Source organism: Streptomyces sp. HPF1205 (genome assembly GCF_020400825.1).
In the GTDB taxonomy this organism is placed as follows: Bacteria; Actinomycetota; Actinomycetes; order Streptomycetales; family Streptomycetaceae; genus Actinacidiphila.
This window is the reverse complement of the sequence record NZ_JAINVH010000005.1, coordinates 235417-249386: the sequence shown is the minus strand read 5'-3', so window position 1 is coordinate 249386 and position 13970 is coordinate 235417. Positions and strand designations below refer to the sequence as shown.

Here is a 13970-nt window from a genome sequence, read left to right as displayed (position 1 = left end):
ATCGCCCGGCGGTATGCCCTTGCGGTACTCCCGGGGTCAACCCGCCCGCCCGGCCGCCGTACTCCCGTGGGAGTAACGGCCGGACGCGGGCGCCGCCGGGAGGCGGTCAGGTGGCCAGCGAGGCGGCATCGCCCATGACGATGACCGGGTGGTCGGCGGGGTCGAGGGTGCGCAGCAACTCGACCATGTGAGCCGCGGAGACGCTGACGCACCCGTGGGTGGGGCCGCCGTGGTCGACGTGGACCCAGATACCGCCGCCGCGGCCCGAGCCGAGCGGCTGGGTGCCGTCGAGGGGGGACGTGCCGGGCACGCGGTTGTAGTTGATCGCGATGACGTAGTCGAACGCGTCGTCCAGGGGTTCGCCGTCGAAGCCGACGCCTCCCGCGTGGAACTTGGACGAGTGGTGGTACGGCAGCTTGGAGCCCGGGTTCGGCTCGAAGCCGCCGGCGTCGGTGAGGGTGAACACGCCGATGGGGCTGTGCAGGTCGCCCGCGTGGTGGCTGCGGGTCCAGCCGTGCAGGGCGTTGTGCGCGGGCCAGGACCTGCCGGGCTTCCAGTGGCCGTCGGCGGTGCGTGACCACAAGGTGACGACGGACACTGAGGAGTTCCCGCCCCGGCCGGAGGCGACCAGCACCTGCCGGCTGGCGGCGGGGATGGCGGCGCGCGTCCTGGGCCCCAGGCCCCGTATCACGGTGGGTGGTTGAACGGCGGCGTTGACGGTCACCGGCCGGGTGGTGGGCGCGGCCGCACCGGGCCGGGACGCGTGGTCGTGCTTGGCGTCCGCGACGGCGGACGACCCGCCGTGGCCGCCCACGACCAGGTACCCGGCGCCCAGGGCGGCCAGCCCGATGACGCCCGCGGCCGCCATGACCGCCTTGCGCCTTCCGGTGCGACGGGACCGCCGGTGCCGGCGCCGGCCACGGCTTGCTGCGTCTTGGCGCTCGGTGAGCGTCTCAGGGGGAGCGGCAGTCATCACGTCGATACTTGCAAACCTGTGCCGCGAGTGCGTCAACCAGCCCCCACTAGCGCCCGTTTCGTCCCACACGTCACATTCATATACGGCCATTCGGGTCGCGCGGCGACGCGGCGCCCGTCACACGGACCGTCACACGGCCACCTTGGGTACGGCGACGGGCTCCCGGCGGTGGTGCGGGGCCCACGCCGTCACGGTCACACCGAAGGGGGTCGGCCCACGGAACCCTTGACGCCGCGCAGCGCCTCGGCCACCACCGCCTCCAGACGGGCGTGGTGGGCGCCCTTCCAGTAGACGCGGCCGCACTGGGCGCATTGGGCGAAGACGTCGTACGTCGCGCGGGTGCCGTGCCGGAGGCGGTCGCGAACGGCTTGCTTGTCCGCCGCGGTGAGCGGGCCGTTGCAGGCCACGCACCGGGTCCAGGGCGCGAGTGGCGGGGCGAAGCGGTTCAGGACGTCGCGCAGTTGGTCCTCGGGACGGTCGCTGTAGACGTATCCGCCGGCCCAGATCTCGCGGCGCCGCAGCAGGCCGCGGTCGCGGGAGAGGATCACCCGGCGCTCGGCCGCGGAGCGGGCGGCCAGCGCGGGGTCGCCGATGTCCTCGTTCTCGTAGGCCGCGTCGACGCCGAGCAGGCGCAGCCGCCTCGCCAGGGTGCCGAGATGGACGTCGAGCAGGAAGCGCAGCGGTGCGCCGGGCACCGCTTGCGGCCGTTCGACGGCATGGACGCGTACGTCCTCGCCGTCCGCCGGGACGTGGGCCGCCGGTACCTCGCGGCCGTCCACGACGAGCCGCCCCACCTCGGTGAGCGGCACCCCCATCGACTCCACCACGTGCCCGAGCGACGAGGAGCCGTCGGTGACCACCTCGGTGGCCTCGCCACGCCGGTTCGCGGCCAGGAAGACGTGCAGGTCGGCGGGCATCCGTACGGTGATACGCGGTCGGCTCACGCGCCCAGCATGCCACCGGCCCGGGCGGGCGGCCACGGGATTGTCCGGGGGCCACCGGGCACCTGGCGGCGCCCGGGCGAGGGCGCTCATACGTCGTAGGTGACCGTGACCGGGGCGTGGTCGGACCAGCGCAGGTCGTGGGAGGGCGCGCGTTCGACGACCGCTGCGACGGCGGCCTTGCCCAGGTCGCGGGTGGCGACGTGGTAGTCGATGCGCCAGCCGGTGTCCGCGTCGAAGGCGCGGCCGCGGTAGGACCACCACGAGTACGGGCCGGCCGTGTCCGGGTGCAGGGCGCGGACGACGTCGGTCCAGTCGGTGAACACACCGGTCAGCCAGGCGCGTTCCTCGGGCAGGAAGCCCGCGGCCTTCTGGTTGGCCCGCCAGTTCTTCAGGTCGGCCTCGGTGTGGGCGATGTTCCAGTCACCCGTCACCAGGGCGTGGGTCCCGTCGGCCGCCGCCTTGGCGCGCAGGGCGTCCAGGTGGGCGCGGAAGGCGTCCAGGAATCGGTATTTCTCCTCCTGCCGGGCGGTGCCCACCTCTCCCGAGGGGAGGTAGAGGCTGCCGACGGTGAGGCCGGGACCCGGGAAGGGCAGATCGACCTCCAGGTAGCGACCGGAGTTGTCGAACTCCGCGCAGCCGAAGCCGACGCGTACGGCGGCGGGCTTGCGACGTGTGTAGACGGAGACGCCCGCGCGGCCCTTGGCGGCGGCCGGGGCGTGGTAGGCGTGCCAGCCGTCGGGGTCGCGCAGTTCCCCGGGGAGCTGGTCGGGTTCGGCGCGGACCTCCTGGAGGCAGATCACGTCGGCGGCGGTCTCGTCCAGCCAGCGCAGGAAGCCCTTCTTGGCGGCGGCGCGCAGTCCGTTGACGTTGGCCGTGGTGACGGTGAGCATTCCCGGACCCTATCCGGCCCGGCCGGCCGCCCCGCCACCAGGAGACGCGCAAGCGTACAGACGTACGAATGATCATCGTACGATTGTCGCCGTGGAGATCCGGAAGACCAGGTACGACCACCCCGACGCGGTGAGGCTGAACGAACTGGTGCAGCTCGAGTACGTCCAGCGGTACGGGGGCGGCGACCTCACGCACATGGCCGCGGCGCACTTCGAGCCGCCGCAGGGCCTGTACCTGCTCGTCTACGACACCGACGGCACGCCGGTGGCCAGCGGCGGCTGGCGGGCCCAGGACGCCTCCCCGGAGGGCTTCGAGGACGGGGACGCCGAGATCAAGAGGATGTTCGTCGTGCCTGAGGCGCGCGGCCGGGGTCTGGCCCGCCGTCTGCTGGCCGAACTGGAGGCGAGCGCGTCCGCCGCGGGCCGCACCCGCATGATCCTGGAGACCGGGCTGAAGCAGCCCGAGGCCATCGCCTTGTACGAGTCCTCGGGCTACACGCCGATCCGGAAGTTCGGCTACTACCGCGACGACGAGCTCAGCGTCTGCCTGGGCAAGGCGCTGTCGGCTGCCGCCGGTCCTTCGGCCGGGTGAGCCCTCACCCTCCGCTATGACGCGCGTAGCTCCTCGTAGACCGCCAGCACGCTGCGCGCCTGCTGCTCCACCTGGTCGGCGACCGGGACCCAGCGCGGGCGGTAGGCGCGTTCGTACGCTTCGCACCACGTGTCGACGAGGCGGGTGATGGACGGGACCGCGGCGATACGGCGGAGCATGGCGGCGGCGCGCAGGGGGAGGCGCTGGGCGTAGACCTCGATGCTGGTGACGCGGGCGGTGGTCATCGGCGGCAGGGGCGGCGCGTCGGGCGGCCGGACCGCCGGGTCCCACTCGGCGGTCAGCCGGGGGCCGAGCGAGACCAGCTCACGGACGGTGCGGAGCAGCGGGCGGTCGGCGCCCACGACCTCGGGAGGCATCGCGTCCAGGACACGGGCGACGGTCGGCAGGTCCCTGCGCAGGATCGCCCCCGCCTTGCGCAGGGCGTGGTCGGGATCGGGATGGGGCGTGATGTCGGCGGTACGGTCGCACGCCCACATGGGGACCTCGACGATCGCCGTGACCCCGTCGTACCGGCGGGCCCGCTCCCACGTCGAGTGGGCTCCGTCGCCGGCGGCGGCCGCGGCGGGCATCACGTACACCCCGGGCCCCGGGCTCGGCCACTGGAAGGCGTCGGACGAGCCGCTCTCCAGCGGGATGTCCAGTTCCGCCGCCGACTTGCCGATCCGCTCCGGCACCCCCGGAACGTCACTGGTCAACTGCACGAAACTGCCGCCGACGTCGATGCCGTGCAGCGAGCACTGCAGCACCGGCCGCAGCCCGTCGAGCACCTCCAGCAGCGCGCGGGTCTCGGGGAGCGCCGCGTCCTGTGCGTAGCCCTTGCTGGGCAGCCACTCGGGCTGCTCGGCGGCGCACGGCCGGAAGAAGTGCTCGTAGTGGCCGCGCAGCGTGTAGGGGCCGGGCAGCCAGGGTTCGTTGAGCGCGGCGCCGTCGGGGTCGATGCACAGCAGGAAGTGCCAGGCGCTTCCGTCGTCGTCGCCCCGCTCCCGCTCGGCGGCGAGCTGCCCGGCCAGCCGCAGCACGGTCGCGCCGCCGACCGCGGCCTCGTTGGCGTGCGGGCCGGCCACCACCAGGACGTTCCTCGACCCCCGCCCCACCGTCAGCATGAGCAGCGGCCGTCCCGCCCTGGACCTTCCGACCGCCCCCAGACGGCAGATACCCGGATATCTCAGCGTGAGCATCCGAGCACTCTCAGTGATTTCCGCTGTCGTCGGATACCTATCTCTCGTCACCGCAAGCCCCCAGTAGCGCGGCCACCCGCAGGCGGTCGGCCCCATTACGACATCGAGTGGATCCCGTTAGTAGGTCACGGCCCCACGCGGGTGTCAACGGTGCTACCACGGCTTTTGACGGGGGATGGCGCGGCTGCCCCGCGGGCCTGGCGCCGGTTGCGGTGCCATCGGCGCCAGGCGACGCCCGCGACGACCGCCCCGGCGGCCGTCGCATAGGCGGCGGTTTGAAGGGTGTCGCCGCGCGTCCCCATCTCGTTGCCCGTGTAGAGGGCGAGCCCGGCCAGGGGTACACCGAGCCATTCCCAGCGCCCGTCGAGCGCGGCAAGGGCGACGACCAGGAGCCCGTACCAGTAGTACGAAGGCGAGGTGAGCAGCAGCGTCACCCCTGTGACGAGCAGGGCCCCGCTCCAGGGCCGGCGCGGGTCGCCGCGCAGTACGACGTACAGCGCCGTGGCCACCACCGCGGCGACGGCGGCCGGTCCGGCGGCGGCGTCCGGCAGGACCAGCCGCAGCAGCGCGAAGCGCCGTACGGCGCCCGGCTCGTAGCCCTCCTCGTGCAGGTAGCCCGGGAGGTATCCGATCACGCCGGTGCCCGACAACAGGACGTACGGAAGATACGCGAGGGCGATGACGGCGAGCGCCGCAGGCACGATACGCAGCCATTCCCTGGGCGTGCGCCGGGCGAGCGCGCCGGGCGCGGCCAGGACCGGCAGCAGCTTCACCGCGATCGCTGCGCCCAGCAGTCCGCCGCGCCGGACCGGTTCCGCGACCGCCCCGAGGGCGAGGACCGTCAGCAGCACCCCGAGGGTGTCGACGTGAGCGTCGTTGACGGCGGCGAGCGGCACCAGGGGGCACCACGCCCACAGCGCCGCTCCACGCGGGTCGGCGCCGCGCCGGCGCAAGGACCGCAGCAGCGCCCCGGTGACGGCGACCACGAGGACGGCGCCGCCCACCTGCATGGGCTTGTGGCGGGCGCCGGACGGCGACAAGGCGTGCACGGCGAGGAACCAGCCTTCGGCGACCGGCGGGTAGATGGTGTGCACGGAAGGGCGGTTGATACGGGTGCACACCCCGCCGGAGGCCGGCCTCAGGTCCCATCCGGGGCAGGGATCGGGGCCGGCGGTACGGGGCGGGAACAGCCAGGGATCACGCAGCCGCGCCAGCTCCGCGGCGTCCGGCGGATAGGCGTAGGGCGATGTCCCGGCGGCCTGCACGGTGCCGTCCCAGGCGTACCGGTACATGTCGTCGCTGTTCCGCGGCGGGCCCGCGAGGGCTGCCAGCGCCAGTGCGGCGCTTCCGGCCATCACGCACCAAACCGCCGCTTTCCGCGGGACCTTGCGCACGACCGCCACGGCAGCCGCGAACAGCAGCCATCCGGCGCCGTACCAGTACGGCAACCGGTCCGGATCGCCGTATCCGCCGCCTATGGCGACGGTCGCGGCCACTTCGGCGACGAGCCCGGCCAGCAGTACGCAGAGCACGGCCGGCGCCCAGCGGCGGCCCTTTGGCCTCGTCCCCGCGTCCATGGCGGCGGTATTCCCCGATGCTGTCCCGGTCGTCGTTCCCACAGGCCACACGCTCGCATCCGGCCGGTCCGGCGGCGACGGGCCCGGGACCGCCGTCCGCGTTCCGTAAGGAGTCCCCGGCCCCCGCGGGGCCCTCGGCGGAGGTGTGATGGGGGCATGGCCGAACCCCGCCCTTCCTCCGACGCGCCGCGAAACCCGGTCGACCGCATGCCGGGCGACCTCCCGGAACGACCACAAGGCGGGCGGGCGGATCCGCGGCCGGGCAGCGAGACCGATCCGCCGCCTGACGGCGAGACGAACCCGCCGCCTGGTGGCGGAACGGAAGGCCGCCAAGCGACGCGCGACAGCGCTGATGACGAACACCGGGCACCGAGCGATGCGGGCGTGAGCGGCCGCAAGGCGCCCGGAAAGGCGCGCGCCGGCGCCAGGACGCGGCTCACCGCGCTCGCGCCGGGCGCCCGCTTCCCCACCGGCCTGCGGGTGGGACCGCTGCGGGACGGAGCGTTCCGGGGGCGGCTGCACGACGCGCGCACGGCGGTGTCGGTCGGCCGGCTGGCCGGCTGCGCCTTGGTGACGTGCTTCGTGACCGGCCTGGTCAGCCATTACCTGCAGCAGCCGCCGGGTTGGGCGGTGGACGCGCTGCCGAGCCGGCCGGTGTGGGGGTACCGGGTGACGCAGGGGCTGCACGTGGCCTGCGGGATCGCCGCGATACCCCTGGTGCTGGCGAAGCTGTGGACGGTGTACCCCCGGCTGTTCGCGTGGCCGCCGCTGAGGTCGGTGGCCCACGCCTTGGAGCGGCTGTCGATCGCCGTCCTGGTCGCCGTCACCCTGCTGCAACTCGCGACCGGGCTGCTGAACACCGCGCAGTGGTATCCGTGGCCGTGGAACTTCCGGCCCGCGCACTGGGCGCTGGCGTGGGTCATGGTGGGCGCGCTGGCCCTGCACATCGCGGTCAAGGCGCCGGTGATCGCTGCGCACTGGGGGCGGCGCTCACCCGGGACACTGCGGCTGCCCGCGGCCGACGGTCCCGACCGGCGGGCGTTCCTGGCCACCGTGGGTGCCGCGGTGGGCGCGGTGACCCTCACCACGGCCGGCCAGTCGTTCACCCCGTTGAAGGACCTCGACGTGCTCGCCCCGCGACATCCCGACCACGGTCCGCAGCACTTGCCGGTGAACCGCACCGCCGCCGCGGCCGGCATCTCGCCCGCCCGGTTGGCCGGGTACCGGCTGAGTGTCCGCGGCCCGCGGCCGTACGAGCTGTCGCTGGAGCAACTGCGGGCGCTTCCCCAACACTCGGTGGTGCTGCCCGTCGCGTGTGTGGAGGGCTGGAGCGAGAACGCGCACTGGTCGGGAGTGCGGATACGGGACCTGCTGGACCACGCGGGCGCCCCGCGCGGCGCGACGCTGCGCGTGGTCTCGTTGCAGAAGGGGGGCGCGTACTCGGTGATGGAGATGGGCGCGCACTACGCCCGCGACCCCCTCACGCTCCTCGCGCTCCGCCTGAACGGCGCGCCGCTCTCCCTCGACCACGGCTTCCCGGCCCGGATCATCGCGCCCAACCGGCCCGGTGTGCTGCAGACCAAGTGGGTGGCGACGCTGGAGGTCCTGACGTGACCGGGCGGATCCTCCGGTACGGGCTGGGCGCCGCCGGCCTGGCGGCGATGGCGTTCGGCGCGGGCACGCTGGTGACCGACCCGGCCGTACGCGACTGGCGGGGTGTGGCGAGGTGGCTGCTGCTGGCCCTCTTGCTGCACGACGGCCTCCTGGTGCCCGCCACCTTGCTGCTGGGTCTGGCCGCGGGCGCCAGGTGGCGGGCCCGGCTGCGCCTGCCCTTCCTGGTGATCGGCTCCCTCACGGCCGTCGCCCTGCCCGTCCTGCTGCGCCCCGGCCGGACCGCGAACCCTTCCGTCCTGCCGCTGGACTACGTGCGGGGCTGGGCGCTGTCGGTCAGCGCGGTGGTGGCGGTGACGGTGTGCCTGGGCGTCGCGGCCAAGGCGCTGAGGGGGCGGGCGCGGGCCGGGACGCGGGACCGGGTGCGGGGCGGAGTGGACCGGAGCGGTCACTCGTAGAGGTGCGCGGCTGCTTCAGGGCGCCGGGCGGCACCCACCGCACCAAGGCGTGCTTCAGCGCGGTGCCGGAAGGCGCCGCGCCGCCGGCGGGGCGCTGAGGAGGGTGGCGAAGCGGCGGCCGTGCGACGACCACTCCTCGGTCACGGTCCAGCCGGTCGCCGTGGCGGCGGCCCGCAGGGCGGCCGGGCCGAGTCTGGCCCACGGGAAGTCCAGGCCCTGGCGACCGTACCCGTCCTCGACACGTACGGTGAGCCGCTCGTCGACCTCGTAGGGCGCCGCCTCGGCAAGGAGCCGGCCGCCCGGGGCCACCAACCGGAGGACGCGGCGCAGGAGGGCGCGGGGATCCCCGCCGATCCCGATGTTGCCGTCGGCGAGCAGCGCTGTGCGCCAGCGCCCCTCCCCCGGCAGCGGGTCGAACACCGAGCGGCACAGCACCGCTCCCCCGGCGTCCCTCGTCCGCTCGACGGCGGCCGGGCTGACGTCGACACCCAGCACGGGCGTGCCGCTCGCCGCCACGGCGGCCACAAGGCGGCCGGGACCGCACCCTATGTCGAGCACCGGCCCTTGGCAGCGGCGCAGCATCGTCGCGTCGGCCGCGTCAGGGGGTGCGCACCACCGCTCCACCTCCAGTGGCAGCAGCCAGCCGTCGGCCCGCCGCAGGAACAGCGGTCCGCGCCCGTCCGCCAGCGCCACGGCGTACGGGTCGCCGCCCCACGGCTGCGTGCGGGTCCCGGTCGGTGCGGGGGTCACAGGGCGGCACCAGGGGCGACCGAGTCCCAGCGCCGCTCGGGACGCGCCGCCGACTGCACTACCAGTCGCGCGAACCGGGTGTGCGGAGCTTCGGCCGCCACCCGCGCGGCGTCGGACGGGGTGTCCACGTCGCGCAGCACGGGCAGGTCGCGGACACGCAGGCCCGCGGCGGTGAGGCGGCGGCGCTGGACGGCTCCGGTGCGGGACGTGGACATGGGCACGCCGAGAAGGAGGGCGGGGTCGTGCGGGGCGGCCAGGCCGAGCGCCCAGAAGCCGCCGTCGGCCGCGGGGCCGAACCAGGCGTCGTACGCGTCCCAGGCCGTCGCGGCGAAGGCCGGGGCCAGGAGTTCGGGCGTGAGCTGAGGGGTGTCCATGCCGACCAGGAGCGCGGGCCCGTCGCACTGCCCGAACGCGGCCGCGAGTCGTGCGTCGAGTCCTCCCGGCGCCTGCGCGACCACCTCGTATCCGGCGGGCAGCCACGGTCCCGGCCTGCCGTCCAGGACGAGGACGCGGCGGCGGGCGGGCAGGGCGAGCCCCGCCTGCAGGGTGTCGGCAAGCGCCGCCTCGGCGAGCGCGGCGGCCTGGCGGGGGGTGTAGAACGGGCTCAGCCGCGTCTTGACCCGGCCGGGCACCGGCTCCTTGGCGACGACCAGCAAGGTCGTCGTGCCCGCTGCCCTGTCCGATGTCTCTTCCGGGACGGGTGCCGCGCTCATCGGGCGGCTCCGGCCGAGCGGGTGGGACGCGGGCCGCGCAGGACGCCGGACATGTCGCGGACGGCGTGCCAGGTGCCGCGCCAGGTGCCGGTGACCTTGGAGCGGCCGGTCCTGGGGGTGTACGGGACGTCGGCCTCCCGCACCCTCCAGCCCGCGTCCGCGGCACGTACCACCATTTCCAGCGGATAGCCCGAGCGGCGGTCGGTCAGGCCCAGCGAGAGCAGCGCGGTACGGCGGGCGGCGCGCATGGGGCCGAGGTCGTGCAAGGGCAGGCCCGTGCGCCTGCGGACGCGGCGGGCGAGTTCGCGGTTGGCGAGCCGCGCGTGCGCCGGCCAGGCGCGCGCGGTGGTGGGCCGACGACGGCCGAGCACCAGGTCGGCGGCCCCGTCGAGCACCGGCGCGGCCAAGGAGGGGAGCAGGCCCGGGTCGAGCGAGCCGTCGCAGTCGCAGAAGCAGACCACCTCCGCGGTGGCCGCCAGCAGCCCGGCGTGGCAGGCGGCGCCGAAGCCGCGCGCCGGTTCGCCGACGACGTACGCGCCCAGGTCCGCGGCGATCCGCGCCGAGCCGTCGGTCGAGCCGTTGTCGACCACGATCGCCCGCCAGCCGGACGGCACGCGTTCCAGCACCCAGGGCAGGGCGGCGGCTTCGTCGAGGCAGGGCAGGACGATGTCGGCCACGGGCAGGGAAGGGGTGGGGGCCGCCGCCGCGGGACGGGCGGACGGCCGCCCCGCGGCGGGGGGTTCCGAGGTGGGGGGCGGTGATGTGGTCACCCCTGTCACCCTACGGAGCCGGATCGGACAAATCGGACGCGCGATCCTTACGAAACACAGACGGGAAGGGAGCGCGCGCGCCGGCCCGTGGTCACTGTCAGTGGCGGGTGTCAGACTCGGCAGCATGAGCAGCGCAACCGTGCCCGTACCGCAGAGCCAGGACCGGCCGCGGCGCCGGCGGGTCCTCGTGGTGGACGACGACCCGACGGTCGCGGAGGTCGTCGCCGGCTATCTCGACCGGGCGGGATTCGACGTGGACCGGGTGGCGGACGGGCCCTCCGCCGTGTCCCGGGCGGCCGCCGTGCGCCCCGACCTGGTGGTCCTCGACCTGATGCTGCCGGGCATGGACGGGCTGGAGGTCTGCCGCCGGATACGGGAGGCCGGCCCGCTGCCCGTGGTGATGCTGACCGCGCGGGGCGACGAGGACGACCGGATCCTCGGCCTGGAGGTGGGTGCGGACGACTACGTGACCAAGCCGTTCAGCCCGCGCGAGCTGGTGCTGCGGGTGGAGTCCGTGCTGCGCCGGGCCGGCAGCCCGCCCCCGCCGGGGCCCTGGCTGCGCTCGGGGTCGCTCGCGCTGGATCCGGCGGCCCGCCGCGCGCTGCGGCACGGCACCGAACTTGCCCTGACGGCAAGGGAGTTCGACCTCCTCTCCTTCTTCCTGCGGCATCCGGGCAGGGTGCTGGGCCGGGAGGAGCTGATGCGGCGGGTGTGGGGCTGGGAGTTCGGCGACCTGTCCACGGTGACCGTTCATGTGCGACGGCTGCGGGAGAAGATCGAGGAGGACCCGGCGCGGCCCCGTCTGATCAGCACGGTCTGGGGCGTGGGCTACCGCTTCGATCCCGAGCAGGCGGCCGAATCGGCGCGGGACGAGCCGGCCGAGGGAGCGGCCCCGGCGGCCTCGCCGCCGCCTGCCACGCCGCCGTCCGACTCGCCTCCGCCTGCCTCACCCCTGCTGACGGCGTCGCACCCGTCGCCCCCGGCCACCACGCCCCTGGCGGCCGAGTCCCCAGCGGCCGCGCCTGCCCCGCCGACCTCGCCCGACCCGCGCGGAGCGGAGGACGGCTCATGAGGGACCTCACGCTCATCGCCGCGTACGCGGCGGTCGGCGCGGCGGCGGCGGGACTACTGGGAGCCGCGGTGCTGCGCCTGCTGCGACATCGCTCGCTGGCGTTGTCACTCGCGGTGGTCGCCGTGGTGACGGTCGCGGCGATGCTGGCCGGGACGCTCTCGGTGGCGTGGGCGATGTTCCTGTCCGACCACGACCTCGGGGTCGTCACGACCGTGTGCGGGATCGCGGCGGTCGTCTCGCTCGCCGTCGCCCTGCTGCTGGGCCGCCAGGTCGTCGCGGGCAGCCGCGCGCTGACGGAGGCGACCCGCGCCTTCGGCGACGGCGACGCCTTCGCCGCTCCCGCCGGCGCGCCGACCGCCGAACTCGCCGAGCTCGGCCGGGAACTGGCCGCGACGAGCGCCAAGCTGACCGCCTCGCGGGAGCGCGAGCGTGCGCTGGAGGCGTCGCGCCGGGAGCTGGTCGCCTGGATCTCGCACGACCTGCGCACCCCGCTCGCCGGTCTGCGGGCCATGACGGAGGCGCTGGAGGACGGCATAGCCGAGGACCCGGCTCGGTACCACAAGCAGATCCGGGCCGAGGTGGAACGGCTCAGCGGCATGGTCGGGGACCTCTTCGAGCTCTCCCGCATCCAGGCCGGCGTCCTCGCGCTGTCCCCCACCCGGATGTCGGTCTACGACTTGGTGGGCGACGCCATCGCGGGCGCCGACGCGCTGGCCGCGGAGCACGGCGTGCGCCTGGTCGGCGACGGCGTCGAACCGGTGCCGGTGGAGGTCGACGGCCGCGAGATGACCCGCGTGCTCGCCAACCTCCTGGCCAACGCCATCCACCGCACACCCGCCGACGGGACGGTCGCCGTCTCGGCGCGCCGCGACACCGCTTCCGGCTCGGTCGTCCTGTCGGTGACCGACGGCTGCGGCGGCATACCCGCCGACGACCTGCCGCGCGTCTTCGACACCGGCTGGCGCGGCACGGGCGCGCGTACTCCCCCGGCCGGCGCGGGCCTCGGCCTCGCCATCGTCCGCGGCATCGTCGAGGCCCACCACGGCAGCGCCGCCGTCCGCAACGTCCCGGGCGGCTGCCGTTTCGACGTGGTCCTGCCCGCGGCACCCAACTGACCCGTCCCCGGCACCGCCCAGGGCTCGTGGCCCGGTCGTGAGGCGCCGTCGGAGGAGCCGGCCGACGGCGACCGCCGCCCGGCTCCGGCCGGCACCGCACCCGCTCCCTCCCCGTCAGGCCACTGACGTGGCGCTGCCGCGCAAGGGGGCGTGGGCGAAGTCCGCCACGCCCCGGGCGAAGGAGGTGCGGGCGGTCCAGCCGAGTTCGCGTTGGACGCGGTCGGCGCGGGCCGTGATGTGCCGCACGTCCCCGAGGCGGTACTGCCCGGTGACGCGGGGTTCCGGGCCACCCGCGGCGGCGGCGAGGGCGGCCGCCATGTCCCCGACCGTGCGGGGGTGGCCGGTGGCGACGTTGTAGGCGCGCAGCGTGCCCGCGGGGCGGGCGCGGTGCGCGAGAGCGGCCAGGGCGACCGCGTTGGCCTCGGCGACGTCCGTGACGTGGATGAAGTCCCGCCGCTGACGGCCGTCCTCGAAGACCTCGGGGGCCTCGCCGCGGGCGAGGGCGGAGCGGAAGAGCGCGGCGACTCCGGCGTAGGGGGTGTCGCGCGGCATGCCGGGGCCGTAGACGTTGTGGTACCGCAGCGCTGTGGCGCGGCCCCCGGTGGCGCGCGCCCAGGAGGCGGCGAGGTGCTCCTGGGCGAGCTTGGTGGCGGCGTAGACGTTGCGGGGGTCGACGGGAGCGTCCTCGCCGACCAGCCCGGGCACCAGGGGTTCGCCGCACACCGGGCAGGGCGGCTCGAACTGTCCCGCGTCCAGGTCCGCGACCCGGCGCGGCCCGGGCCGTACGGTGCCGTGCCGGCCGCATTCGTAGCGGCCCTCGCCGTAGACGACCATCGACCCGGCGAGCACCAGTGAGGGCGTCCCGGCGTCGGCCATGGCGGCGAGCAGGACCGCGGTCCCGAGGTCGTTGCAGCCCACGTACGCGGGCGCGTCGGCGAAGTCCTTGCCGAGGCCGACCATGGCCGCCTGGTGGCACACCGCGTCGCAACCGCGCAGCGCCCGCGCGACGGCCTCCCGGTCGCGTACGTCCGCCCGCACCCACTCGACGCCCTCGGCAAGCGGCGGGGGCACGGCGTCCGGCCCGTGCGCGGCGGGCAGCAAGGCATCCAGCACACGTACGGTGTGCCCGGCTGACTGGAGTGCGCTGACGATGTGCGAGCCGATGAAGCCGGCTCCCCCGGTGAGCAAGGTGAGCATGCGGGAGACGCTACGGCCCGCCCGGCGGGCGCGGGCTTGCGCGCGGCCGACGTCAGCCTTCCGTAAGGACGCTTCCCCGACCGCGACCCCGACCGCGACCCCGACC

At 75.1% G+C, this 13970-nt stretch carries 13 protein-coding genes and 1 pseudogene; 5 read left to right on the top strand and 9 right to left on the bottom strand.

All coding sequences use genetic code 11. The features are described from left to right. Positions 1 to 106: 106 nt before the first annotated feature. From K7G61_RS08455 to K7G61_RS08445, 3 genes are all read right to left on the bottom strand, one after another. Positions 107 to 868, bottom strand: a complete 762-nt coding sequence (locus K7G61_RS08455; protein ID WP_225846055.1) for a L,D-transpeptidase family protein — start codon at positions 866 to 868, stop codon at positions 107 to 109. Positions 869 to 1170: 302 nt separating this feature from the next. Beyond that, positions 1171 to 1920, bottom strand: coding sequence for a Mut7-C ubiquitin/RNAse domain-containing protein (locus tag K7G61_RS08450; protein ID WP_225846054.1), 750 nt, complete (start codon positions 1918 to 1920; stop codon positions 1171 to 1173). Between the two features lie 86 nt (positions 1921 to 2006). Then, a complete protein-coding gene (locus K7G61_RS08445) occupies positions 2007 to 2810 on the bottom strand; it encodes an exodeoxyribonuclease III (protein ID WP_225846053.1) in 804 nt (267 codons plus the stop codon). A 91-nt stretch (positions 2811 to 2901) separates the two neighbouring features. Between K7G61_RS08445 and K7G61_RS08440 the strand changes: the two genes are divergently transcribed. Next, positions 2902 to 3402: a GNAT family N-acetyltransferase gene (locus K7G61_RS08440; protein ID WP_225846052.1), complete on the top strand. Its 501-nt coding sequence runs from the start codon at positions 2902 to 2904 to the stop codon at positions 3400 to 3402. A gap of 14 nt (positions 3403 to 3416) precedes the next feature. On the opposite strand, the gene K7G61_RS08435 is transcribed toward K7G61_RS08440, so the two are convergent. Then, positions 3417 to 4601 (bottom strand): M14 family zinc carboxypeptidase, encoded by a 1185-nt coding sequence (locus K7G61_RS08435; RefSeq protein ID WP_263984065.1) that lies wholly within the window; start codon positions 4599 to 4601, stop codon positions 3417 to 3419. A 125-nt stretch (positions 4602 to 4726) separates the two neighbouring features. Further along, positions 4727 to 6178, bottom strand: a complete 1452-nt coding sequence (locus K7G61_RS08430; protein WP_225846050.1) for a glycosyltransferase 87 family protein — start codon at positions 6176 to 6178, stop codon at positions 4727 to 4729. 474 nt (positions 6179 to 6652) lie between these two features. On the opposite strand from K7G61_RS08430, the gene K7G61_RS08425 reads away from it, so the two are divergent. Together K7G61_RS08425 and K7G61_RS08420 are read left to right on the top strand one after the other, a co-directional pair. Then, complete coding sequence (locus K7G61_RS08425) at positions 6653 to 7792, top strand: molybdopterin-dependent oxidoreductase (RefSeq protein WP_225846113.1); 1140 nt, start codon at positions 6653 to 6655, stop codon at positions 7790 to 7792. Continuing rightward, positions 7789 to 8247, top strand: a complete 459-nt coding sequence (locus K7G61_RS08420; RefSeq protein WP_225846049.1) for a hypothetical protein — start codon at positions 7789 to 7791, stop codon at positions 8245 to 8247. Before K7G61_RS08425 ends, K7G61_RS08420 begins: the two co-directional genes overlap by 4 nt. A 54-nt stretch (positions 8248 to 8301) precedes the next feature. Here K7G61_RS08420 and K7G61_RS08415 read toward each other — a convergent pair whose 3' ends face one another. From K7G61_RS08415 to K7G61_RS08405, 3 genes are read right to left on the bottom strand one after another with little or no spacing between them, the layout of a single operon-like run. After that, positions 8302 to 8997, bottom strand: a complete 696-nt coding sequence (locus K7G61_RS08415) for a methyltransferase domain-containing protein (RefSeq protein ID WP_225846048.1) — start codon at positions 8995 to 8997, stop codon at positions 8302 to 8304. After that, positions 8994 to 9710: a DUF2064 domain-containing protein gene (locus K7G61_RS08410; protein WP_225846047.1), complete on the bottom strand. Its 717-nt coding sequence runs from the start codon at positions 9708 to 9710 to the stop codon at positions 8994 to 8996. Before K7G61_RS08410 ends, K7G61_RS08415 begins: the two co-directional genes overlap by 4 nt. Beyond that, complete coding sequence (locus tag K7G61_RS08405; RefSeq protein ID WP_225846112.1) at positions 9707 to 10393, bottom strand: glycosyltransferase family 2 protein; 687 nt, start codon at positions 10391 to 10393, stop codon at positions 9707 to 9709. The genes K7G61_RS08410 and K7G61_RS08405 overlap by 4 nt, the downstream gene beginning before the upstream one ends. Positions 10394 to 10604: 211 nt before the next feature. Between K7G61_RS08405 and K7G61_RS08400 the strand changes: the two are divergent. Then, positions 10605 to 11351, top strand: a pseudogene (locus K7G61_RS08400) (response regulator transcription factor); the annotation flags it as partial. Between the two features lie 197 nt (positions 11352 to 11548). Next, positions 11549 to 12667 (top strand): sensor histidine kinase KdpD, encoded by a 1119-nt coding sequence (locus K7G61_RS08395; protein ID WP_225846046.1) that lies wholly within the window; start codon positions 11549 to 11551, stop codon positions 12665 to 12667. A gap of 114 nt (positions 12668 to 12781) precedes the next feature. Here K7G61_RS08395 and K7G61_RS08390 read toward each other — a convergent pair whose 3' ends face one another. Further along, complete coding sequence (locus tag K7G61_RS08390) at positions 12782 to 13864, bottom strand: NAD(P)-dependent oxidoreductase (RefSeq protein ID WP_225846045.1); 1083 nt, start codon at positions 13862 to 13864, stop codon at positions 12782 to 12784. Between the last annotated feature and the right edge of the window lie 106 nt (positions 13865 to 13970).